Origin of the sequence: Psychromonas aquimarina ATCC BAA-1526, assembly GCF_000428725.1 — a bacterium.
Classification (GTDB): domain Bacteria; phylum Pseudomonadota; class Gammaproteobacteria; order Enterobacterales; family Psychromonadaceae; genus Psychromonas; species Psychromonas aquimarina.
Genome location: NZ_AUAM01000047.1, coordinates 1 through 24,742, shown reverse-complemented (window position 1 = coordinate 24,742; position 24,742 = coordinate 1). Strand labels below are relative to the sequence as shown.

Below are 24,742 nucleotides of genomic sequence, written 5' to 3'. Positions count from 1 at the left end.
CACATTTTTACTACAGCCGCTTGGTATACTCTGCATTCTCACGCAGACTCTGTGGAACGAGTGAAAGCTAATAGCCGGCGATTTCAACTAAAATCTATTTTAATCTCAGGATAAGTATATCTAACATGGCAGGTGCCTTCAGGGGATACCATACAGGGGCCGAAGGGCTTGCCGGGGGTGCAGGCTTTTTTAAATAATTTACAATCCTGCGGTTCAACTTCTCCCAGCATTATGCGGTGACAGAGGCAGCTTGGATGGTGGGCTTGCGGCGGATAGGGCGGTATGCAGGTAAGCTGTTTTCCGGCATCAAGAAAGGCATATTTTTCTTTAAGTATATAGGCTGAGTCTTCCACCACATCAATACCGCGCCAGACTCCCGGTTTCAGATCAAACACTTCATTTAAACATTTTTGAGCGACCAGATTACCTTCTTCTCGGATGACTCTTGGGTAACAGTTGATAACTTCATGCTGACTGTTTTTAATCTGTTTTAAAAGCTCGCGAACAGCCAGCAGAATATCAACGGGTTCAAAACCAGCTGCGGCACAGGGAAGCTTAAACTCATCGTGCATAAAGTCATAAACCCCAAGGCCGCTAATGGCTGTCGCATGACCTGCGAGTAGAAAACCCTGCAGGCTTTCATCATGCACCTCCATTAATAATTTTAATACCGGCGGCATATACCGATTGGCGATTAGAAAAAGAAGGTTTTTGGGGACTCCTGACTGTATCAGTCCGGCAATTCCTGCCGCAGTTGTTTCAAAACCGACGGAGAAAAAAACAAAGGTCTGCTCCGGTTTCTCATTCGCAAATTTTACGGCATCAAGCGGGCTGTAGATAACTTTTACACTGCCGCCGTCAGATCTAACCTTCTCTAATGAGGTTGTGGTTGCCGGTACCCGGAGCATATCTCCGAATGTGAGCACCGTGACCTTGGGCTGCAGAGAAAGAGTAACAGCTTGATCAATGGCTTCTACGGGGCAGATGCACACTGGGCAGCCGGGCCCGGCAATAACCTGAATATGTCCGGGTAAAAACTGGCGAACGCCGTAGCGGACAATGGCATTTTCATGACCGCCGCAGATATGCATGATTTTCAGCGGCGCCATATTCTCACTGATTAATTGTATTTCTTCGGCCAGCTTATTGACAATCTCCCTGTCTTTAAAAGCATGCAGATTTAATTGTTTATTCATCACAGTCACTTTTGTTTATCCGGCAGTTATTGCCTGGAGAAGCGCATAGAAATAATGACTGTCTGCAGCTGTTTTTTTCTACAAAATGAGTTCTTGATGATTCGAATTCCGGGTGGTTGCAGCAGTCTTTCATTTTTTCTAATTCAAGTTTTACCTGGCTGTCCATCTCAGCAAGTAAGCGCTGGTTGAGTACGCTTTTAGCTGCTAGTCGGGCATCAATATTAGTCGAGGCTAAATATTCAGCCTTGGCGGTTATATTTTCTGCAAAAGCAGGCGCTTCGCCGCAGATGACCTGATGGATTAACCCCAGGTGCAGAGCTTCTGCAGGTGAGACAGGGCACGCTTCATAGAGTAACTTCTGGGTATTGCCGTAACCTATCATGGCGGGTAAAAGTATCGACCAGTATTCTGAGCCGCACAGGCCTAAATTGGCATAGGAGGGGGTGAGTATTACGTTGCTTCTGGCATAGCGTAAATCTGCCGCAACTGCCAGCATAACGCCGCCTGCAGATGCACTGCCCTGCAGGGCGCTGATAACTAATTTAGTGTCTGCTGTTAAAACAGCATGTACTATTTTGTTTAATGCTTTGAGGTTTTTATAAGCGAGAATAGAGGAGTTATATTGTAAATGAACCGCATTTAAGTCGATACCGTTGCAGAAAAAATCAGGCCCGCCCCAAAGTACAATGACTTTTATTGAATCATCTTGTTTGGCAGACTGAATGGTCTCAAAAAGCTGCCGGCAGTGTTGTAAATCCATTGCACCATTGTGAACAGGGAATTTAATATGCCCGACATTATTGAGAGTTTGATAGCTTATTTCGCTCATTTTAATTCACTCAAAAGGTTATTTCAGACTGAGCCAGCAGCTCCTGCGGCCGGATTTTTATATTTTCAGTAAGACGTGCCATTCGCGAAATCCACAGGCAGCCGTCTAATGTACTGACACAGATTTGACCATCCCGGTGCCTGATAATCTCTCCGGGCTGTATATCTTTTAAACAGTAAACAGATTCACCGCTTCGTGCGCCGTAAACAAGGTAGTGATTATTTTCGATTACTGCCGGGGCGCCCGGCTGGCTGTCACCCGCATGAATTTTTTTTATAATCGCCGCGGTCGGCTGATCCCATTCTATGCTCAGCTGCTGCTGCGATATTCTTTTTCTATAGCGGGGAGGGGGGGTCAATAGAGGCTGCTGGGCGCAATAATAATGTGTTAAAGCAAGCGGCAGTATCTGCACAGCTAAATCAGATATCTGTTGTCGATAGATGGATGATAATGATGCTGTCGGCAGTTTGAATTCAGCCTGTGCCCAAACGGGCCCTGCATCCCACTGCTCATTAGCTTGGATAATACAGACAGACCAGTTCGTTCTTCCTTCTAAAATGGCCCAGTTTAAAGCACTGGGACCGGCTTCATCCGGCGGGCCGGGGTGAACAATAAAACAGGGAGTAGATGACCAGATCTGCTCAGGAATATAATTATCTAAAAAGGGACAGATAATTAAGTCGGGCTGAAATACCTGAACAGCTGCTGGATCAATGCCCACCATTAATCGACTTTCTTTAAACAAAGGGGAGAAGTTAACCCAGAATTTCTGACTTAACCCGTTAAAGGCAGTGCATAGAAAAAGGCATTTTTTAGCGGCAAGTTTAATCAATAAAGCATTATCCATTAACAGATCCTCGGTAACTGCTCACCGAGCGGCATCTCTACCATTCTTAAGCTGCCTATTGTGGTTTCAAGGGTGACTTTGCCGGCGTTTTTATTCAGCACTTGACCGATAACAGCACTCTCTCTGCCGAGCGGGTGCCGCTGCATGGCTTTAAGCACTGCTTCACTGTCTGCCTGCGGAACAATCACAATTAACTTACCTTCATTGGCAATAATCAGCGGATCTAATCCCAGCAGGTCGCAGGCTGCCTGAACCGAATCTCGAATAGGAATGGCGGACTCCTTAAGGCGTACCTCTGTCTGACTTGCCTGGGCTATTTCATTTAAGATGCCGGCAAGCCCGCCTCTGGTGGGATCCCTAAGCAGATGGATATTAGAAGAGGCATTTAATATTGCAGCAACCAGACTATGCAGGGCTGCGCTGTCTGACTCAATAGTGGTTTCGAAGGATAATCCTTCCCGTTGTGACAATATAGCAATGCCGTGATCGCCGATATAACCGTTAGTAATGACAACGTCTCCGACCTGTACATTTTGCGGGGAAATCTGCTGCTGGTGGTTAATAAAACCTAAACCGGAAGTGTTAATAAATATGCCGTCACCGCTGCCGCGCTCGACCACTTTAGTATCCCCGGTTACTACTTTTACTTGTGCCGTCCGGGCAGCTTCAGCCATACTTTTAACGATTATTTTTAGATCTTTAATCGCAAAACCTTCTTCGAGAATAAAGGCAGCAGAAAGAAACTGCGGAACCGCACCGCACATGGCAATATCATTAACTGTGCCGTTAACGGCAAGATCACCGATATTTCCTCCGGGGAAAAAGCAGGGGTTAACTACAAAGGAATCGGTGGAGAAAGCTAACCGGCTGCTGTCCATGGTTAACAGTGCACCGTCGTGAGCCTGATTTAAAATAGGATTGTTAAACGCCGGGAAAAACACCTCATCAATAAGCGCGCTGCTGAGGCGTCCTCCACTTCCATGTGCCAGTATAATGTTTGATGATGTCATCGCTTATCCTAAATGTTGCAAATACTCAGGTCGTTGCTATTTAAGCTTATTTCCGCGTTGAAAAATGCTCATTTAAACGACTAAACTGCGCTTTTGCGCCTGAACTCAGCATAAATGGCTTAGCCCTAAATATTTACAGCTTTATTTTATAAATACACCTTTTAGATTATTGAGGTGCTGAGTAGTTATTATTTTGCTGCTTCTATGCCGTGTATCTGTTTTACTTGTTGTTTTCTGTTTGCCACTGCTCAAAAAGCTCCAGGGTTTTTAAGGCTTCCTGTTGATCCAGTCTGCTGATAGCAAATCCGGCATGAACAATAACGTAGTCGTTAACTGCCGCTTGATCAATCCACTCAACCACGACCTCTCTCACTATGCCGCTAAAATCAACTTTAGCTGTCAGCGGCTTTGATGACTGATCAATAGAAATAACCCGTCCTGGAACTGCTAGGCACATAATCAGCTCTCTTTATTAACTGATGTTTTTTTAAGTGTATCTGGCGGATTTGAAGGTTTTTTGCTCCTCTCTTTTTTTAAAAAAGCGGAAAGTATTTTGAATAATAAAAAAATGATTAAACCTATGCCTAAAGCAATAATAATATGATCGAGTGCATACCAGTTATGCAGGTGTCCTCCGTAAGGATGCGCCTGCGCAGAATCTGCAGTTAATAATGTAATAAAGAATATTTTCTTGTTTATCAAAAACATCGGCAGTCTGATTTTCATTTAAACTTCCTCTTTATTCTTGCCTGCTTGAAGTGCTGTTTTAGCGGCAGTTAACCAGTTACTGAATTGATTTATATTTTCACCGGAAGCGGCTGAAAGTTGGATGATTTTTATATCGGGATTGATCTGCTTTGCATACTCACAGCATTGTTTCAGATCAAAGTTAAGGTAGGGGTGCAGGTCGATTTTATTAATAATCATAAGGTCGGCAGCATGGAAAATTTCCGGATATTTTAAAGGTTTATCTTCACCTTCTGTGACCGATAAGATGACAACTTTATGTTTTTCTCCTAAATCAAAACCAGCCGGGCAGATAAGATTACCGACGTTTTCGATAAACAGAAAAGCATCTTTTTTCATATCAAGCTGCCCGCAGGCATTACCGACCATATGAGCATCCAGGTGACAGCCTTTGCCGGTATTCACTTGAACGGCTTTCACACCGGTTTCTTTGATTCGAGCCGCATCGAGAGCGGTCTGCTGATCTCCTTCAATTACATAAATGTTATGCTGCTCTTTTAAGCGCTTGATAATTTCTGTTAATAATGTGGTTTTACCTGATCCGGGACTGGAGATAAGATTTATGGAGAAAATTCCATTGGCCTGCAGGTATTGTCGATTCTGACTGGCGTAATGATTATTTTTCGATAACAGGTTTTGTTCTATCTCAATCAGACGGGATTTGTTTAGAGCAGGTGCAGCTCGCTCTGCTGAGTTTTTTCCGCAATCATTATGCTGATGATCATGGGGAGAAACATGTTTATGCTCAGCATGAGTATGCAGACCCTCAGCTGATGCTTCCGTTTTATTACAACCGCAGATATTACACATTTAATTCTCCACCTGTAAAGATTTAATGGTCATTTGCTCACCTTCGTTAATTTCAATGCCCACCTGGCCGCAATACCTGCAGGGTTCATACCAGCTTGAGGTGATAACCTGCTGAAAACAATTCTGGCAAATACCCTTGGCCGGCTTATCCTGAATCAGCAGTTCTGCCCCTTCTGCTAAGGTGTTTTGGGCTGCCGCGTCAAAACAAAAAAACAGGGCAGATTTTTCGATTCCAGCTAACACACCAATTTCTAAGGTAATTTTAGTCACCTTTTTAAAATTATGCCTTAATGCATTGTCCTCGATCATGTCGATAATACTTTCTGCAATGGATAACTCATGCATTGCATTTGTCCTGTGCTGTCACTATAGCCTGCTGCAGTAAGCTCAGCGGATCTTGAGAAAATAATAATTCTTTTAAAAAATGCGCCGCCAGATGAATGTTTTCTTCAGCCTGCTCTGATAAAGGTGCGCCAAGATCAAAACAGTAACCGCGAACGCTGAATATAAAGGCAGGGGGAGCTGCTTTGTTTTGGGTTTTTTCATAGATGGTCATTAATGCCCCCGGGCTTAATGCATGAGTGGTATATCCAATCTCCTGTGTAGTTCTCACCGGGGTTATCTGATAGGCGCTGTGCCCCTGACAAGCAGCATCAATAAAAACAAGACATGCCTGTGCGTTAATATCGAATACATGTTCAGGCTGCAGCTGGAAGTCTTCTATAAGCTGAATATGCTCAAGTGCAGACTGTTTTATAATCTGCGCAATAATCTGATGCAGTCTGGGGCCGATGGCATCGTCACCGCGGCTTGGATTACCCCAGGTAAACAGGTTTAAAGGCTGCTGCTGTGCTTTTTCCATCTCGACCTCTTTTTATGTGCCGGTTACTGTCTTAGAGTCCCGTCGATATCTTTAGTTAACTGACTAATCAGTTCGCCGCTCTGCTGGTGACGCATTTCAACTTTCAGCGGCATTTTTCCGACCGCATGGGTTGCACAGGATAAACAGGGATCATAGGCACGAATGGCGACTTCTATATTATTTAAAACAGCTTCGGTGATTTCTCGTCCGCTGATCTGCTTATTAGCCACCATACGTATCGATTCATTTAATGCGGTATTGTTATTGGTGGTTGCGACAATAAGGTTGGCTTTAGTGATAAGGTCATCTTCACCCACCTGGTAATGATGAAAAAGCGTTCCTCGCGGCGCTTCAATCACGCCGATACCTTCATTGCAGCGTTTCCCCTGAACGAGAAGATCGCTTCCTGTAATCATCGGGTCATTGAGCAGCTGTTTGATCTTTTCCGCAGAAAAAAGCACTTCTATCATGCGTGCCCAATGATAGGCCAATGTCGAATGAACCGGCTTTTTTCCACCATAAGCAGCAAATTCCAGGCGGGCTTCTTCAGCCAGCGGTGTCGGGATATAATCACAATTATTGATGCGGGCCAGCGGCCCGGCTCGATACCAGCCAGACTCTTTGCCGAGTTTTTTAATAAAGGGAAATTTCATATAAGACCATGATTTTACTTCCTCTTGAATCAGGCTCTGGTAATCACAGTAATCCTGCTGGTCCAGGATTATATGACCGCCGGCATCCTTTACTCTTAATTTTCCGTGGTACAGATCCAGCTCACCATTTTCGCCGGTTAAACTTAAATAATTGGATTTTAAAAGAGCGAAGTTTTTGTGGAAAGGTTCATTAGCTAAATAGCAGTCTCTGGAAATTTTAACTGCGCTTTCTGCCCATAAAATAATCTGCTCAATATCACTGTGAAGATAGTGCTTATCCTCCCTGCTTAAGGGTTTATTCATGCCCCCGGGGATACAGCCTGTGCCATGGATCCTCTTGCCGCAAATGACTCTTATTACCTCTTGACCATATTTTCTGAGTCTCACGCCTTGAAGAGCGAGCTGCGGGTATTTGTCGATTACACCTATGATATTTCTAGCCGCCGCATCACTTTCAAAACCAAATAGTAAATCGGGAGAGCTAAGATGAAAAAAGTGCAGCGCATGGGACTGCAGAGTCTGTCCGTAGTGCAGCAGTAGCCTTAATTTATAAGCCGCTTCAGTCAGTTCTGTCACACCGGTTATCATGTCAATTGCTTTACCGGCCGCGATATGGTGGCTTACCGGGCAGATACCACAAAGCCGCTGTACTAATATGGGAATCTCCCAGTAGGGGCGCCCCTGAATAAAACGCTCAAAGCCGCGAAACTCTACAATATGTAAACGGCACTGTTTAACTTGATTGTGATCATCAACCAGCAGTGTAACTTTGCCGTGTCCTTCCACTCTTGAGACAGGTTCAATTACAATCCGTTTCAGGTTATCTGGTGTTTCTGCCGTTTCTAAGGATTTGTCCATGGGGCCGTCCATTAATCAAAGTGTAACAGGTCATAGGGTAATTCCGGTTCTTTACCATCCAGTAAGTCATTGAGTATTTTCCAAAAGGCATCTGCAGAAGGGGGGCAGCCGGGTAGAAAATAATCGACTTTAATCACTTCATGAATGGGATAAACTTTTTCAAGTAGATAGGGGATCTCTTTATCGGTGGGAATCTTAGGATTTACCACACCGATACCGTTAATATAAGACTCATCCAAGCAGGCTTTTACATCAATACTATTACGCAGCGAAGGAACGCCGCCGTTAATAGCGCAGGAGCCCACGGCAATAATAATTCTGCAGCTTTCTCTAAAATGCCTGAGCACTTCAATATTTTCTGTATTACACACACCGCCCTCAATCAAACCCAAGTCGCAATCCGGCGCGCAGCTCTTTATATCGTTAAGCGGAGATCTGCTCAATTCAACCTGTTCAAGCAGTTCAATGATACGTTCATCGAGATCTAGAAAGGACATATGGCATCCGAAACATCCGGCTAGAGAACAGCTGGCGACTTTAATTTTTTTCTTCTGCTCAACAGGTTTTTCTACTTCTGTTTGACTTGGCTCTTCTATAAAACTATCCGGGCGGATATTACCCACATCACGGATGGAGTGTTTGTCATAAATACGCTGACCGATAGGAGTTTTAAAACCTTCTCCCTTAATGATAATGCAGCCCACAGGGCAAATATGGGCTGATTTATCAGTAGCTTTCATTTCGGTGTCTTTTAAATCTCCACTTTTAGAATTAATAACCAGTCTTTTATTAATACTGCGGCCGGCAATGCTGAAGATATCTTTTTTATCTACTTCAGTACTCGCCCTTACGCAAAGCTCACAAAAAATACAGCGGTTGCGGTCGATCATGATATCCGGGTGACTGGCATCAACATTTCTTTTAGCGTTAAACCGCGGGAAATGCAGATCGGTCATGCCTAAATCATAGGCCAGGGCCTGCAGCTGGCAGTTGCCGCTGCGTTCACAAAAAGGGCAGTAATGATTACCTTCCACAAACAGCATCTGAACCAGGGTGCGCCTCATCATCGTGAGTTCATGGGTTTCATTTTTGACCTGCATACCCTGTTCTGCTTTGGTACTGCACGACGAGGTTTTGCGGCCGTTAATCTCACAGGTACAGAGTTTACAGCTGCCGTTCGGGGTAAATTCCGGGTTAAAACATAAATGGGGAATATAGATCTTGGCTTTAGCCGCCGCCTGCATAACCGTTTCTCCCTCTTTAAAAGGGATTTCACGGTCGTCTATAGTGAATGTTTTTCTCTGTTTCCGCGCCTTAGCCATAGTTATCATTAACCCTTTTGATTGTCCTGTATTACAACGATATCAATTGCCCGTTGAATCGATTCTTCTACATTAAATGAAGGTTGATAGTCTTTATCTGTCATGCGTTTTACAAAATACTCTGGGAATTTTTCTAATGTTTGTAACAGGGGTTCTGCCGCTCTTTGCCCTAACCCGCAATGGCTCATTTTATTCATTACATGGTTGAGCTGTTTTATACTGTCAAGATCCAGTCTGGCTCCCTGCCCGGCAGCTACTTTATCGGCTAAATCACAGATCAGTTTGGTTCCTACTCGACACGGCGTGCAGAAACCGCAGCTTTCTTTCATAAAAAAATGGGTAAAATTAAGCGCATTTTCCAGGAGATCTCTATCCTGGTTAAACACCATAAAAGAACCGCTGGTATTTAGATCATCAAATGAAATAATCCGGTTAAACTCTGAGGGAGTAATCAAAGTGCCGGAGGGACCGCCAACCTGCACTGCCTGTACAGATTTTGCGCCGCATAAATTGAGCACATTTTTCACCGGTAAACCTAAAGGTATCTCATAAAGGCCGGCTTTTTCGACGTCACCGCTGATGCTCAATATTTTACAGCCGCTAAAGCCGGAAAGCCCTTGAGCAGAAAAATTATCAGCACCTTTATCGATAACAAGTGCCGCATAACAAAAGGTTTCCACATTGTTGACTACTGTAGGTTTACCTAAGTAACCTCGGGTAACAGGAAAAGGCGGACGGATCCGTGGAATAGCCCGTTTACCCTCAAGGGATTCAATTAAAGCTGATTCTTCACCGCAGACATAGGAACCGGCACCCATAAATATTTCAATATCAAAGCTCAGTTCACCGTCTAAAATATGAGATCCTAATAAATTAGCTTCACGGCGTTTGTGCAGTGCCTCATTAAGTTGTTCATAGAGATGCTGATATTCATAACGTAAATAAATAAATCCTTTACAGGCGCCGATAATATAGGCGCAAATGGTCATTCCCTCAATCAGCTGCTCGGCATAGCTGTTAAGCAGTACGCGATCCTTAAAGGTGCCTGGCTCCCCCTCATCAGCATTGCAGACCACATAACGATCATGATCGCTGCTTAATCGGCAAGACTTCCATTTCAAAGCCGTTTTGAAACCGGCGCCGCCGCATCCCCGCAGGCCGGATTTGTCTATTTCAGCAAGACTGTTAAGAGGATCCGCAGCCAGCGCTTTTTTTACGGCCTCACCGGGCTGCATTTCAGCATTCAGCAGCACCCCTTTACTTTGGATATTATCCTCGACATCAAACCAGGCCTTCGGCCAGTCTTTAAGGGCTGTATTTGTTTCAATTTTTTCGACAATCTGATCAATTCGTTTCGGGGTTAAACGGGTTAATGCTAAACCATTAACCAGTGCCGCAGGACCTTGATCACTCATGCCTGTACAGGAAGTGTCTGCTACTGTTACTAAGCCGTCTTCTCTAGGCTGATTTAATTTAACATTGAGTTTTTCACAGAGATAACGGGTTATTTCATTTTTACCCGACATATGATCGATAATGCTGTCACTTATGTAGATATCATAATGTCCTCTAGGCTGATAATGAATAAAGTGATAAAACTCGATAAGCGCCATGATTTTAGGAGGAGATATTTTAAATTCAGCAGACAGCTGCTCTATAGCATCTGCCGGAATATGAGCGCAGGAAAACTGGATCTTACGCAGTATCTGCAGCAGATAAGCTTTATTTGTCCGGCAGCCTTTAACTTGTTCATGAATGAGTGCGGCAAGAGCTTTGTTCATTGGTAAACGCTCCTAACTATCGTTTTAAACGCAGTTATTATTACTTTTGGATTTATCAGTCTTATCTTGAATAAAGAAAGTGATAAACCTTAGATAAGTTACTGATGTCACTCTTTTAAAAGTAGACTAATAATCCGTTATCAAAGCCAATATATGCCGCTATAATGGTAAAAAGCATGATTTTTTTATTACTCTTATTCTAACTACCTTTAAGTTCAGCAGGGAGCGCATGTGAAACAGCGGTATCAGATAAATGTTCAGGGTAGAGTGCAGGGGGTTGGTTTTAGGCCCTTTGTGGCAGTGACCGCCTCGCAGCTGAATTTATCCGGCTGGGTGCGTAATATCAGGCAGTCTGTTTTAATTGAAATAGAGGGGCTGCCTTTAGAAACTGAAACGTTTGTGCAGCAGCTGCAGGCAGATGCACCTGCTGCTTCAAAGATAGATCTGCTTAATAAAAAACAGATAAAAAACCAGGGTGACAGCGGATTTCATATTTTACCGAGCAGCGGTCAAAATGACGGGGCTGTGAATATTTCACCGGACACCGGAATCTGCAAAGCCTGCCGAAATGAGCTGTTTTCCAAGGAAAATAGGCGCTACCGATACCCCTTTATCTGCTGCACGCAGTGCGGCCCGCGTTACAGTATTCTCAGGGCTTTACCCTTTGACCGTCATAATACCACCCTGAATGCCTTTCCCATGTGTGAAGACTGTTTACAAGAATATAAAAATCCCAAGGATCGGCGTTTTCATGCTCAGGGTATTAACTGTCAGCAATGCGGCCCCAAAATTAGTTATGTTAATCAGCAGGGGCAAGCTATTGCTGAAAAAGAACAGGCATTAACGCTTGCTATTGCCGCACTGCAGGCGGGTAAAATCCTTGCTGTTAAAGGGTTAACCGGCTTTCATATAATAGCTGATGCGTATAACAATGAAGCTGTTTTACGGCTGCGTGAGAAAAAGCAGCGTCCTGCAAAACCTTTTGCTGTTATGTATGCAGATGTACCTATGGTAGAAGCAGATTGTTTGCTCGGAGATAAAGAGAAATTACTGTTAAGCAGTGCTGCATCGCCGATTATACTGCTGGAAAATAAGCAGACTAATCTCTCTCTTAGTCCGGCGATAGCGCCGAATAATCCCTATCTGGGGGTTATGTTAGCTTATACCCCGCTGCATATGCTTATCTGCCGGGCGGTTAATAAACCGCTTATTGTTACCAGCGCTAACCGCAGCGGCGAGCCTGTTTGTAGTGATAATGATCAAGCACTCGAGCTGCTTGGGCAGATGGTTGACGGCTTTGTTATGCACGACAGGGAAATCTATCAGGGCTTAGATGATTCGATAGTCAAATTTGTTAATAATGAACCTATGCTGTTAAGGCGGGCACGCGGTTATGTGCCTGATTATCTGCCCTTAGAAACAGAGCAGGCTTCGATTCTGGCCCTTGGAGGTCAGTTAAAAAACAGCATCGCATTAACAAAAGGCAAACGCCTCTATCTAAGTCAATATATTGGAGATCTTGATAATCTAGCTTCTATCCATCGTCATCAAAAAATAAGAAAAATTATGCACAGTTTGATTGGTACGGAAGCAGACATTGCGGCCTGTGATTTACATCCTGATTATGTCACTACGCAGTTAGCCAAAGAAACCGCTCTGCCCGTTATCAGCACTCAGCATCATGCTGCTCATCTCTATGCCGCTATGATGGAACACCAGATAAAAGAGCAGGCTTTTGGCGTGGTTTGGGATGGGAACGGTTACGGTGAAGACGGAACATTATGGGGAGGGGAATTTATTGCTGCGGCTGAAGGTAAACCGCAAAGAGTTGCTGCTCTTTTACCCTTTAAACTGCCGGGCGGCAGTGCCGCTATAAAAGAGCCAAGGCGGGTGGCTTTATCGCTTTTATATGAGATTTATGGTGAAGATATTAGCTCAGAAGAGATGGTTAACTCATTATCTCCCTTTGATCCCCTGACAATAAAACAGATCCAAAAAATGCTGTTGAATAATATTAACAGTCCGTTGACCAGCAGCGCCGGCAGATTATTTGACGGGATTTCAAGTTTATTAGATTTAGTACAGATCAACAGCTTTGAGGGAGAAGCCGCCATGAGGTTAGAGTTTGCGGCAAAAACCTCATCAGACCGGGCTGTCTATTCACTGCCTGTTGATTTTTCTGTCAGCCCCAATATTATCGACTGGCGCCCTATGCTTATAGAGATAATTGCTGATATTAATAATAACCTTTCAGCTGCAGTGATTGCCAGACGCTTTCATAACAGTGCGGCTGCTGTTATTTTAAAAATTTCACAGCATTATTCAGCAGCACAAGTATTATTAAGCGGCGGATGTTTTCAAAATACCCTGTTGATTGAAACAACTTATGCTCTCCTGCAGAAACAGGGCATAGAGGTTTTATGGCATAAAAAAATACCCGCTAATGATGCGGGTATTTGCGTGGGGCAGGTAAAGGCTGCCTGTGATTTTTATAAAAAATGAAAAGTCGGCCGCCTGATTTCATCTGCTCAAACAGCTGCTTTGTTACCTTAGTTATCACCTAGCTGGCTGTTAAAATGAAAACGCAGATGAATACCTGAACTGCTGCTTATAAGCTCTACATCGCCCTGTAGTCTTTCGGTTACTAGAGTATGAATAATTGACATGCCGAGCCCGCTTCCTCCCTGTTCTTTTGCTGTTGTATAGAAAGGTTCGAATATTTTTTGTGATGCTTCCTGAGCGATGCCTATGCCGTTGTCGTGGTAATCGACGACAAATATACTGTCGCCTTTATCCTCAATATCAATAGAAATCTGGTTATTGTCGTTATCCTGAAATCCGTGTAACAAGCTGTTGTTGATTAAATTTGTCAGAATTTGAGCATGGACACCCGGATAAGTTCTTGAGTGCAGCTTGGCAGGGGCGTTTAAAGTGACAGCCGCACTTTTTTTCTTGAGTGAAGAGCGCAGGGTATCAATTATCCGCTGGTAGTAATCGCGGATATTTATATTTTCTAATTCTAGAATATGCTGTTCTGCCGCTGTTAATTTAAAGTTACCTAATATCTCTTTTGCCCGTTCTAAATTATGCACCTGCAGCTCTAATGAGGATGCCACTGTTGATAAGTATGATTTCATGTCTGACATTTTTAAGGTATTGCTTTGTATTTTTTTATCAAGCTGCTTGTATTCACCTTCCATAATTGAATGCGTTGTAACAGCAATGCCTAAAGGAGTATTCACCTCATGAGCGATCCCGGCAACCAGATCTCCTAAGGCCGCCATTTTTTCGGACTCAACTAATTTTGTTTTAGCGTATTCCAATATTGATAACGTACTTTCAAGGGAAGCGCTGCGGCTGGCTGCTTCCTGCTCTAGCTGAGTATTGGCAGACTGCAGTTTATCCCGGCATTCTATATGGCTCATTTCTGCTGCGATACGTCCGGAGAAAAGCTGCAGTATTGAGGTGCTTTGCCGGCGGTCAGCGATGGTTTTTTGATATAAAGAAACTAGAAGGCCGATGGTTTCTTTTTGCGAATTTAATAAAGGCACTGCTAAATAGGCGTTAATCTTCCTGTCTGTTAGTACTTTATCATCAGGAAATTTTTGGGCAGCCTGTTCGGGAAAGCAGCAGACGGAGTTATCTATTATCTCTGCACATGGAGTATCAGTGAGTGAATACTCAATATTGTCTGTTAACTGTCCGTCAGCCGCAAATGCTAATGTTTCTGCCGTATTTCTGCTCTTATTTAATTTTGCAGCAAATACATAATCTGCGCCTGCCGCTTTGGCTATTTGTAAACAAATCTGCTGCAGAAAGTCTTCAGCAGATGTATTGGAAATACCTTCAATGATATCGCAGACAACTTGCTCCATTTTTTGCTCCTGTAATATTACACCAAATCCACTAATTATCTATTCATTGATGCTTGTTAAAATGGACGCTAGCTTCGTTCTTGATTTTGTAATTAGAATAACTAGTTACTGCAATCAACGCCTTGCTTTCATCCATTTTTCCTACGCCTAAATAGATCATCTAATTAATGGAATTGGTATTAGTCGGGATAAGTACGACGTATTTCCATTATCTCGTCGAAATTCTGCACTGCAATATCAACCAGTCGAGGCTGAAATTTAATACCGCTCTGCTCTTTAATAAAAGCGAGTATCTTCTCTTCCGGCCAGGATTTTTTGTAGCTTCGTATAGAGCCTAGCGCGTCAATAACATCAACAATTGCCATAATTCTAGCTTCTAAGGGGATCTCTTCAGCCGCCAGACCGTCCGGGTAGCCGCTTCCATCCCAGTTTTCATGATGATGGCGTGCTAAAGTTTTACCTAATTTGGCAATAGGCAGGTTGGAATGCTCCAGCATTGCGCCGCCGTTAGCCGCATGCTGCTTCATTATCTCCCACTCTGCGGGATCCAGTTTTCCGGGTTTGTGCAGAATATCATCCGGAATTGCTATTTTTCCAATATCATGCAGGGGGGCTGCGCCTTTGATGGTGGTGATAAATGCACTGGACATCCCCAGTTTCTGTGCAAATAAACGGCACATAAGTGCGGTACGTCTTACATGTGAACCAGTTTCTTTACTGCGTGCTTCGATCGCATCGCCGACGATATACATCAGTTCGCGCTGATTAGTTTCGGCCTGCTGATGCCTGACCAGACTTTCTAGTACCAGAGCAACATTTGTGGAGAAAAGCTCGGCAATATCGGTGTGAAAATATGCAGGAGGAGACTCAAATTCTATATATAAAACGGCGCTGGCATCGAGGGATGTTTTGTAATAACTGATAAAATACTGATCTGTAATTTCTGTTGTCTGGTTAAGAAAGGTTGCATTGATCTTTTCTTTAATATCACCGGTTATCTCTTGAATATTATTAGGCTGAGTACCGAATTTACCGGTGCAGGCTAAATAGGTTTCATCGACATGCTCAAACAGGTCGGTTTCATGACGGACAATGTACACGGATGAACTGTCCAGACTCATTAATGATAACAGGTTGGTTAGTGCCGCCGATGCGAATTCTGATATTTCATCAATTTTTAAAATATTGGTGGATGAGGCGATCAGCTTTTTAAAGGCCTTCAGGCTGCTGGTTATGGTGCTGATATCCCGATAACTGCGTACAGCTGAATAAACTGTGGTAGTCATTTTACTTTTTGTCAGTTCTGTTTTTGTGCGGTAGTCGTGGATATCGTAATTACGGATCACTTCGTATTCCGGCGCTATCCCTGCCTGTCCGGTTCTTAAAACTAAGCGGATGCTTTGATTTCTTAGCGTATTACGGATCCAGTCAATCAGCTGCAGACCGGCATGATCATTTTCCATTACCACATCAATAAATGCCATGCAGAACTCAGTTTCTGACTGCAGTTGTACTTTTGCTTCTGCCGCAGAGTAGGCTGAATGCAGTTTAATTTCTCTATCAAGAACTACTGTATTAAGAAGCACCAGGCGGGTAACATCATGAATAGCGGGTTCATCATCCACAATCAGAATATTCCAGACTTTTCTATTTTTCGGTATTTCCTGCGGAAGATCTATATTGTCTTCTTCAGATTGAAACAAAAATTCTGACATAGATTCATAGCACCATTTTTCTTAGATACTCTTAAATATGGCAGAAAAATATTGCTTTTCAATTTAGGTGTTATTAATAAGAAATTTACATTCTATTACTGTGATCTTTGTAGGCAGTTGCGGCGCTGCGGTACATATACAAGAAGAATTAGCGGTCGGATATGTTTAAGGGAGCTGAAATTAATGGTGAACGGTCATTATTAATAATTTCTGTTATTGTAAATAAACTCTACTAGAGTAAGTAATAACCTGTTTATTCAATAGCTTTTACGCATTGTAAATATTAAATAAAAGTAAAACTGCAGGACGGATTTAAAAAATTAACTGGTTAGCATTTACCCCGAGAACAACTGTAATAAATATCTTAAAAGACAAATGGTATTTTTATGGATGGCAATACTTTTAAAGAAAGCCGCTGCGTTGATTTGATTAACGAATAGTTAATCGTTTCCGGCGGTGTTATGAACAGCAGGAAAGTACAGGCTCCAGCTGTTCATTTCATTATGTTGTTTGTTAATAGCCTTGACTTAATGCGCCTGGTTTTCTCGGATCTGACGCCCCGTAAAGACCGTTTTCAGTTTTCATTATGGTCTGTGTGCTGCCCATGGCTGCTTGTACTTTTATTTTATGTCCCTTTTTCTTGAGCAGTTTAATGGTGTCTGCACTTAAACCTTTTTCGATACGGATATAGTCCGGCAGCCATTGATGGTGGATGCGTACTGCCGCCGCCGCTTCTGCAATATTCATATTATAATCCACCACATTTAATATTATCTGCAGGGTAGTGCTGATGATCCTTGAACCGCCCGGTGTTCCGGTTATTAAATAGGGCTGATCATCTTTAAGTAAAATTGTCGGGGTCATTGAGCTGAGAGGGCGCTTATTAGCTTCAACTGCATTTGCTTCTCCGCCGATTAATCCATAACCGTTTGCACTTCCGGGTTTTGCTGAAAAGTCATCCATCTCATTATTCAGTAAAATACCAGTCCCTTCAGCAACCAGTCCGGATCCGTAACTGAAGTTAAGTGTGTAGGTATTGGATACTGAATTTCCCCATTTATCAATAATGCTGAAATGGGTTGTTTCGTTGCTCTCATAGGGCTGCACTTTGCCCGGGGATATATCGCTGCTCAGCGAAGCTCTGCTGCTGTTTATTTTTCTGCTCAGATCTCGAGCATATTTTTTATCGGTTAATGCTTTTACCGGTACATCAATAAAGTCACTGTCGCCGAGATACAAGCTGCGGTCCGCATAAGCGCGGCGCATAGTTTCGGCCATGATATGTATTGAGTCGGCACTGTTATGTCCCATTTCTGCCAGCGGATAATTTTCCAGCATATTGAGCATCTGCACAATATGTACTCCTCCCGATGAGGGAGGCGGCATGGAGATAACCTGATAACCTCGATAGGTTCCAGTAACCGGCTGTCGTTCTACGGCCTGATAGTTTTTAAGATCTGCTTGGGAAATTATGCCGCCGGCTTGAATTACTGATTTTGCAATTTGTTCGCCGGTATAGCCGCGGTAAAAACCATCTGTGCCCTTATCCGATATACGCTGTAAACTGGCTGCCAAATCACTTTGAATCAGCCGTTCACCTGCCTGATATACCGAGCCGTCAGTTTTGTAAAATATTTCTCGGGTATCAGGCCATATGCTTAAGCGCTGTTTCATAGCTGTTAGCGAATTTTCTAAGTCAGCGGAAACAATAAAACCCTCTTTTGCCAGCTTAACGGCTGGTGCCATCAGTGTTTTTCGGCTTAATGTGCCGTATTTTTCCCGGGCGGACTCAAGCCCCATTACTGTACCGGGAGTGCCTACTGCAAGACCGTGATAACGGGAAAGCTGCTTAACTACGTTACCGTCTTTATCTAAATACATATCGCGGAATGCTGCTGCCGGTGCTTTTTCCCGATAATCAATTGCTACTGCGCGTTTCTGTTCGGCGAGATAAATAAGCATAAAGCCGCCTCCGCCAAGGTTACCAGCTCTGGGCAGCGTTACAGCAAGAGCGTAACCTACTGCTACTGCTGCATCCACGGCATTGCCGCCTTGTTTAAGAATGTCGACACCGATTTTTGTGGCCAGAGCCTCCTGGCTTGATACCATACCGTGCCTGGCCCAGACCGGGTGATGAATGGCCGTCTGACTGTAAATTGCTGCTGGTTCTGTTTTAGCCGGGGGGAGCGCGTGACTTGTCGAAACAAAGATAAATATCAGGGACAACAGAGTGAAACATTTCTTTAAAAAAAACATAAGTACTCCTAATTTTTTAACCGGTTAACTGCTCTTTTTATATAACTGGTGCTGTTTAATATAACTGTTTACTGCTTCCGGAACTAAATAATCGATACTGATATCATTATTTAATAACTGGCGTATTTCACTTGAAGAAATATCTAACTGGCTGGTGGTTTGAAAGTAAATTTTACCGGCCTGCAGGTTATGCAGATCATGCGGGTTGCTGCTTTTATGCTGCTCCAGCAGCGTCTGTACCTGTTTATTAAACTCACAGTGCCAGCCCGGCCGCTGGCTGACAATTAAATGGCAGTAGTTAAGAATCTCCTGCCACTGGTGCCAGCTGTTAAAGCTGATCAAGGAGTCCATGCCCATAATAAAACAGATTGGGGTATGCGCATGCTGTTTTTTTAATTCTTTAAGTGTATCAATGGTATAACTTGGTTTGGCACGGTTTAACTCGCGCCGGTCAATGCCTATTTTTGACTGATGCTGTATAGCGAGTTCAACCATCTCACAGCGCTGCTGTGCACTGCAGTGACTTGCAGATTTGTGCGGGGCAATATGATTAGGCATTAAAATAAGCTGTTTAAGGGAGAGCGCCTCACAGATTTCCAGAGCAGGGCGCAGATGTCCGAAATGTACAGGATCAAAAGTGCCGCCTAGAAAACCGATCGCCTGCTGCTGAATATTATGACTCATTTTTGAATATGCCTTTAATTAAAAAATGCGCCTGAAAGTGCATCAAGTTTCAGCCAGTTGTCCGTATTGTTTTCTACTTTAACTGCAACTTCTATTTCAGCGCATTGAATGGTTAAGCTCTCTAACTGCGGAGTCTTCAAGCGCTGCAGGGCATCGCTGACTAATTTTTGTTTGGCCGGCCACAGTTTCGGCTGCTGCTGACTGAGCAGTTGAGGCAGGGGAGTCCGGCTGCTTTGGTAAGAAAGTTTAAGCAGCTTTTGTATTTCACTGCTTAGTGTTGCCGTGAGAAGCAGTAATTCAGTGCCTTCGGCTTTAAGCTGACTTAAAATTCGCGAAGCCCGCGCTTTATCACCGTCAAGTAAGCTGTCTACCCATTGAAAAAGGCTGAAGTGGTTGTGGGTGGTAATACTCTGTTCTACCTGCTGCAGCGTTAGGTGCTGCTTGGGGTATAACAAAGCAAGTTTTTCAAACTCCTGCTTAGCGGCTAATAAATTTCCTTCAAAATGCACACAAAGATAATCAACAACATCTTTGTCTGCACGTAAATGCAGAGCCTTCAGACGCTGAAAAATCCATTGCGGAAAACGATGGGCCGCGGGCTGGTTAGCTGCCACAAAGATCCCCTGCTGCTCCAGTGTTTTAAACCAGACACTGTTCATCTGCTGATTATTGAGTTTTGGGCCTTGTAATATCAGTAAGATATCCGGGTGAAGTAACTGACTGATTTCGCGAATAAAGGCGGTATTATCTTTATTGCTTTTAGAGAAACTTAGTTCGATTATTTTTTTATCGGAGAACAGAGAAAAACTATTAAATTCGTTAAATATCTGATCTTTTTCAAAGTTACCATCCAGGCTGAAACTGAACTTTTCCAGGTAACCCTGTGATTTTGCTGTGTGCAGAATTTGATCTGATGCTTCTAAGCAGAGCAGAGCTTCATCGCCAAAAATCAGGCAGCAGCCTGGTACCTGCTGCTTGATATGCTGCAGCAGCTGTTCGGGATAAATGCGCATTATTACCTATTCACTCTTTTCATTTTTTAAACTAAGCATAGTGGCGATAATATGATCCGCGGCAATTCCCCGCAGCTCTTTAGTTAACAGTTCAGCTTCTCGTGATTTAGCCAGTGCCTGTGCCGGATTATCAAGAAAATCACGGTAGAGATTAACAGTAAATGACTGAACTTCATATCCAGGATTTTGAATAGAATAATTAAGGTTGTAACCTAATTCCTGCTCGGCATTTGTTGCATTAACATAAAGAGATATCGTACGTGTTGTACGCTGCTCGCCCATGATTCTTAAAACAGGAGCATCTTCTTGAGGTAAACTTAAGACTTCAATACCGGCACCGCGTAAGCGCAGTTTAACTAAACGGGTTAATTCACCGTTAGGATCGCTGCTTTGTATATATATTTGCGGGTATTTTTCAGCAAGGCCGTCATTGTGTTTCAGGTGAAAACCGCAGCCGCTAATAAAAGTGATTGATAAAAAAAGAAAAACGGCTTTGATATAAAAAGCTCTGTTAGATAGAGGGAACATAATAAGCCTTTTGAAATGTTGTTTAGTAAAAAGATCAAAGCCGGATAATGCTGATTGCTAACATTATTCCGGCTTCATTACTGCTGCTTTTTAGTTAGCAACAATATTCAGCAGTTTTCCTGGTACAAAAATGATTTTACGGATAGTTTTACCGTCGGTAAATTTACTCACATGCTCATCTTCAAGGGCAAGTGCTTCAACAGTTTCCTGCACAGCGTCTGCCGCTACTGTCAGTTTACTGCGTAATTTACCATTAACCTGTACGATAATCAGTTTTGAATCTTCAACTAACGCACTTTGATCAACGCTCGGCCAAGGAGCATTTAAGATATCCTCTGACTGTCCTAGTGCCTCAAATAACTCAGCTGAGATATGCGGAGTAATAGGGGAAAGCAGTTTAACCACAGCAAGCAGCGCTTCTTGTAAAATTGCACGATCCTGTTCAGCTTTAACCGGTGCTTTAGTTAATTTATTCATTAACTCCATAACCGATGCAATCGCGGTATTAAACGTTTGACGGCGGCCGATATCATCGGTCACTTTAGCAATGGTTTTATGCAGTTCGCGGCGCAGTGTTTTTTGGGCATCAGTATGAGCTTTAACGTCTAAGTCAGCAACTGCGCCTAAAGCAACGTGCTCAAATGCAACTTTCCACAAACGTTTTAAGAAACGTAAAGAGCCTTCAAGCGCAGAGTCTGACCATTCAAGGGTCTGATCAGCAGGTGCTGCAAACATCATAAATAAACGCACACTGTCAGCACCGTATTTATCAATCATCTCCTGCGGATCAATACCGTTATTTTTTGACTTAGACATTTTACACATGCCGTCAAAAACAAGCGCTTGACCGTTTTCCATTTTAGCACTGATTACTTTACCTTTTGCGTCGGTTTCAGTGACAGCATCACTTGGAGAAACCCAGACTTTACCGCCTTTTTCATCTTCATAGTAATAAGCGTCAGCTAAAACCATGCCTTGAGTCAGCAGTTTTTTGTACGGTTCATCACTGTTTACTAATCCAAAATCACGTAATAATTTGTGGAAAAAACGTGAGTAAAGAAGATGCAGGATTGCATGCTCAATACCGCCGATGTACTGATCAACCGGCAGCCAGTAGTTGGCTTTAGCCGGATCTAACATCTGCTCATCACTTTGTGGTGAACAGTAACGTGCGTAGTACCAGCTTGACTCCATAAAGGTATCAAAGGTATCTGTTTCATGCGTTGCCGGCTGACCGTTAAAAGTGGTTTTTGCCCACTCTAAATCTGCTTTGATTGGTGAAGTAATACCATTCATTTTCACATCTTCAGGTAATACAACCGGCAGTCTATCTTCAGGTACTGGTACAACTGTGCCGTCTTCTAATGTTAATGTTGGAATTGGTGCTCCCCAGTAACGTTGACGAGAAACTCCCCAGTCACGTAAACGGAAGTTAACCTGGCGTTTACCTCTGCTTTCGCTTACTAATTTTGCTTCAACCGCATCAAATGCCGCAGTGAAATCTAAACCGTCAAAATCACCAGAATTAAAACAGACACCTTTTTCAGTGTATGCTTCTGTTGAAATATCAACTTCGCTGTCTGCAGGTTTGATAACTGCTTTAATATCTAAGCCGTATTCTTTAGCAAATTCGTAATCACGCTGATCGTGAGCCGGTACCGACATAACCGCACCAGATCCGTAACCCATCAGTACAAAGTTAGCTGTCCAGATCGGCACTTCTTCACCTGTAATCGGGTGAATCGCTTTAAGGCCGGTATCAACACCTTCTTTATCCATTGTCGCAATTTCAGCTTCTGCTAATTTTACGTTTTTACATTTGTCGCAGAAGGCTGCTAATGCCGGATTATTTTCAGCTGCTTTCAGCGCTAATGGGTGCTGTGCTGCAACCGCCACATAAGTTACGCCCATTACTGTATCCGGACGAGTTGTGTAAACAGAGAAACTTTCGTCGCTTCCGCTTACTTTAAAGTCCATTTCGATACCTTCAGAACGGCCGATCCAGTTACGCTGCATAGTACGGACCTGTTCAGGCCATTCATCCAGCTGATCTAAATCATCTAATAACTCTTGTGCGTAAGCTGTGATCTTAATAAACCACTGCGGGATCTCTTTCTGCTCAACAACGGCACCAGAGCGCCAGCCGCGTCCGTCAATAACCTGTTCGTTGGCAAGTACGGTCTGATCAACCGGATCCCAGTTAACGGTTGCCATTTTTTTGTATACTAAATCTTTTTCAAGCAGTTTAGTGAAGAACCATTGTTCCCAACGGTAATATTCAGGCTGACAGGTTGCCAGTTCACGACTCCAGTCGTAACCAAAACCTAACTGTTTAAGCTGGGTTTTCATGTATTCGATATTTTCGTAAGTCCAGCCTGCCGGTGCAGTATTGTTTTTAATGGCTGCATTTTCAGCAGGAAGACCAAATGCATCCCAGCCCATAGGCTGCATTACATTTTTACCCTGCATACGCTGGTAGCGGGAAACTACATCACCGATGGTGTAATTACGTACGTGACCCATGTGCAGTTTGCCACTTGGGTATGGAAACATTGACAGGCAGTAATATTTTTCTTTAGATGGGTCTTCCGTGGCTTTAAATGATTGGTTTTCATCCCAATTAGTCTGGAACTTGTTTTCAATCTCTTTAGGATTATATAACTCTTGCATATTCAGTCTGCCTAGCAATGATAAATGAAATAATAAATAGGCCGCTAGGATACAGGAGCAATCTGTCAGCAACAATATTTATGCGAAAGAAGCGTCTTATTTCCTAATTAAATGCGCTCTTTTTAGGAACTTTTGCCGAAAAAGCTTAAAAATAGGTCAATTTTTGTCTGTTTTGTTCTAAAATTAAGCTGTTTGTTTAAGGTAAATAATATTACTTGGAGGCTCTGTGACTCATGTACATAAAGATTTATTAATGACGGATGATGAATTAAAATTTTTTTCAGAACTAATTGTGGATATTGAAGACAGCGGCGCTAAGAAGCCGGAATATAATATTAGTTCTTCATACGGTCAGGATGCACTGCTGATGCAGCTGGGGCTGGCGGATGATTTACATTTGACTGCAAATTACGGTAATCATCATTTAGTTTTTCCGGTGCAGATGAAAATGGATAGTTTTGCGAATTTCAGTATGTATCTTGAGTCTCCGGCAATTTTTGAAACTGGAGAACGGTTACGTTCATGGCGTTTATCTGCAGACAGGGAGCTCTGCCTGGTGAATGAAGCGGGAGAGGAACTGCATTATCAGGTTAATAATTTGTCAGCCTCCGGGATCTCGTTATTTTTTGACGAAACAGAAGCTGTGAATTTCCCTGAAGAACTGCATGATACCTATCTACAGCTGCCTGATCGTCAGCGCTTGTCTATTTCAGGATCTAAAATCAGTCGTATTGATGATAAGTCTATTGCTTATTCACTGGCTAAGAATACTGACGAAGGCTTTTCAAGTGTATTAACGGAGTACTTGTGTGCATGTCATGCGCAGCGTTACCCTGAAGTACATGCGCTACAGTTAAAGAGGTAAAACGGTAACTAAGATTGTTTTGACTGATAATTGCGCAGATTGCCCGGTTTATCGGCAAACAGTTTTTTTTTGGTTTTTTGTACTTTACAAGCTGATGTGATTATCTGTATTATTCGCCTCGTTCCGGAGGGGTGGCAGAGCGGCTGAATGCACTGGTCTTGAAAACCAGCGAGGGTTAATAGCTCTCCGAGAGTTCAAATCTCTCCTCCTCCGCCACATTT

Annotated in this window: 21 protein-coding genes and 1 tRNA gene; 3 read left to right on the top strand and 19 right to left on the bottom strand. The window is 43.2% G+C overall.

Annotated elements, in window-relative coordinates; genetic code table 11:
* Nucleotides 1-83: 83 nt before the first annotated feature.
* The 12 genes from hypD to G337_RS26385 form a co-directional block, all read right to left on the bottom strand.
* Complete coding sequence (gene hypD / locus G337_RS0115920; protein WP_037027687.1) at nt 84-1,196, bottom strand: hydrogenase formation protein HypD; 1,113 nt, start codon at nt 1,194-1,196, stop codon at nt 84-86.
* Entirely contained in the window at nt 1,189-2,025 is an 837-nt protein-coding gene (locus G337_RS0115915) for an enoyl-CoA hydratase/isomerase family protein (protein ID WP_084605428.1), read from the bottom strand. Before G337_RS0115915 ends, hypD begins: the two co-directional genes overlap by 8 nt.
* 10 nt (nt 2,026-2,035) lie before the next feature.
* Nucleotides 2,036-2,872 carry a formyltransferase family protein gene (locus tag G337_RS0115910; RefSeq protein ID WP_028864781.1) on the bottom strand — a complete coding sequence of 279 codons (837 nt, stop codon included), beginning with the start codon at nt 2,870-2,872 and terminating at the stop codon, nt 2,036-2,038.
* The gene (gene hypE / locus G337_RS0115905; RefSeq protein ID WP_028864780.1) at nt 2,872-3,882 is read right to left on the bottom strand and encodes a hydrogenase expression/formation protein HypE; all 1,011 of its coding nucleotides are present in this window, start codon (nt 3,880-3,882) and stop codon (nt 2,872-2,874) included. The genes G337_RS0115910 and hypE overlap by 1 nt, the downstream gene beginning before the upstream one ends.
* Before the next feature lie 220 nt (nt 3,883-4,102).
* Nucleotides 4,103-4,339, bottom strand: a complete 237-nt coding sequence (locus G337_RS0115900; RefSeq protein WP_028864779.1) for a HypC/HybG/HupF family hydrogenase formation chaperone — start codon at nt 4,337-4,339, stop codon at nt 4,103-4,105.
* 2 nt (nt 4,340-4,341) lie between these two features.
* On the bottom strand, nt 4,342-4,608 hold the full coding sequence (locus tag G337_RS0115895) for a hypothetical protein (RefSeq protein WP_028864778.1): 267 nt from the start codon (nt 4,606-4,608) through the stop codon (nt 4,342-4,344).
* Complete coding sequence (hypB, locus tag G337_RS0115890) at nt 4,609-5,439, bottom strand: hydrogenase nickel incorporation protein HypB (RefSeq protein ID WP_028864777.1); 831 nt, start codon at nt 5,437-5,439, stop codon at nt 4,609-4,611.
* A complete protein-coding gene (hypA, locus tag G337_RS0115885) occupies nt 5,440-5,784 on the bottom strand; it encodes a hydrogenase maturation nickel metallochaperone HypA (protein WP_028864776.1) in 345 nt (114 codons plus the stop codon).
* On the bottom strand, nt 5,777-6,301 hold the full coding sequence (locus tag G337_RS26395; RefSeq protein WP_051303298.1) for a hydrogenase maturation protease: 525 nt from the start codon (nt 6,299-6,301) through the stop codon (nt 5,777-5,779). The genes hypA and G337_RS26395 overlap by 8 nt, the downstream gene beginning before the upstream one ends.
* Before the next feature lie 23 nt (nt 6,302-6,324).
* The gene (locus tag G337_RS0115875; RefSeq protein WP_028864775.1) at nt 6,325-7,812 is read right to left on the bottom strand and encodes a Ni/Fe hydrogenase subunit alpha; all 1,488 of its coding nucleotides are present in this window, start codon (nt 7,810-7,812) and stop codon (nt 6,325-6,327) included.
* A gap of 11 nt (nt 7,813-7,823) precedes the next feature.
* On the bottom strand, nt 7,824-9,134 hold the full coding sequence (locus tag G337_RS29070) for an NADH-quinone oxidoreductase subunit B family protein (RefSeq protein WP_211235813.1): 1,311 nt from the start codon (nt 9,132-9,134) through the stop codon (nt 7,824-7,826).
* A gap of 8 nt (nt 9,135-9,142) precedes the next feature.
* Nucleotides 9,143-10,915, bottom strand: a complete 1,773-nt coding sequence (locus G337_RS26385; RefSeq protein ID WP_037027684.1) for an NAD(P)H-dependent oxidoreductase subunit E — start codon at nt 10,913-10,915, stop codon at nt 9,143-9,145.
* A gap of 231 nt (nt 10,916-11,146) precedes the next feature.
* Between G337_RS26385 and hypF the strand changes: the two genes are divergently transcribed.
* The gene (gene hypF, locus G337_RS0115860) at nt 11,147-13,417 is read left to right on the top strand and encodes a carbamoyltransferase HypF (protein WP_028864774.1); all 2,271 of its coding nucleotides are present in this window, start codon (nt 11,147-11,149) and stop codon (nt 13,415-13,417) included.
* A 47-nt stretch (nt 13,418-13,464) separates the two neighbouring features.
* On the opposite strand, the gene G337_RS0115855 is transcribed toward hypF, so the two are convergent.
* The 7 genes from G337_RS0115855 to leuS all read right to left on the bottom strand — a co-directional run bounded on the left by G337_RS0115855 (nt 13,465) and on the right by leuS (nt 23,656).
* Nucleotides 13,465-14,790: a sensor histidine kinase gene (locus G337_RS0115855; protein ID WP_028864773.1), complete on the bottom strand. Its 1,326-nt coding sequence runs from the start codon at nt 14,788-14,790 to the stop codon at nt 13,465-13,467.
* 179 nt (nt 14,791-14,969) lie between these two features.
* The gene (locus tag G337_RS0115850; protein ID WP_028864772.1) at nt 14,970-16,505 is read right to left on the bottom strand and encodes an HD domain-containing phosphohydrolase; all 1,536 of its coding nucleotides are present in this window, start codon (nt 16,503-16,505) and stop codon (nt 14,970-14,972) included.
* 513 nt (nt 16,506-17,018) lie between these two features.
* Nucleotides 17,019-18,761 carry a gamma-glutamyltransferase gene (gene ggt, locus G337_RS0115845; RefSeq protein ID WP_028864771.1) on the bottom strand — a complete coding sequence of 581 codons (1,743 nt, stop codon included), beginning with the start codon at nt 18,759-18,761 and terminating at the stop codon, nt 17,019-17,021.
* 24 nt (nt 18,762-18,785) lie between these two features.
* The gene (nadD, locus tag G337_RS0115840) at nt 18,786-19,445 is read right to left on the bottom strand and encodes a nicotinate-nucleotide adenylyltransferase (protein ID WP_028864770.1); all 660 of its coding nucleotides are present in this window, start codon (nt 19,443-19,445) and stop codon (nt 18,786-18,788) included.
* Between the two features lie 14 nt (nt 19,446-19,459).
* Nucleotides 19,460-20,458 (bottom strand): DNA polymerase III subunit delta, encoded by a 999-nt coding sequence (gene holA / locus G337_RS0115835; RefSeq protein WP_028864769.1) that lies wholly within the window; start codon nt 20,456-20,458, stop codon nt 19,460-19,462.
* 6 nt (nt 20,459-20,464) lie between these two features.
* Nucleotides 20,465-20,986: an LPS-assembly lipoprotein LptE gene (locus G337_RS0115830; protein WP_028864768.1), complete on the bottom strand. Its 522-nt coding sequence runs from the start codon at nt 20,984-20,986 to the stop codon at nt 20,465-20,467.
* 90 nt (nt 20,987-21,076) lie between these two features.
* On the bottom strand, nt 21,077-23,656 hold the full coding sequence (gene leuS / locus G337_RS0115825; RefSeq protein WP_028864767.1) for a leucine--tRNA ligase: 2,580 nt from the start codon (nt 23,654-23,656) through the stop codon (nt 21,077-21,079).
* Nucleotides 23,657-23,882: 226 nt separating this feature from the next.
* Here leuS and G337_RS0115820 point away from each other — a divergent pair, with 226 nt between their 5' ends.
* Nucleotides 23,883-24,521 (top strand): hypothetical protein, encoded by a 639-nt coding sequence (locus G337_RS0115820; RefSeq protein WP_028864766.1) that lies wholly within the window; start codon nt 23,883-23,885, stop codon nt 24,519-24,521.
* A gap of 125 nt (nt 24,522-24,646) precedes the next feature.
* Nucleotides 24,647-24,737, top strand: a tRNA-Ser gene (locus G337_RS0115815).
* The last annotated feature ends 5 nt before the right edge of the window (nt 24,738-24,742 follow it).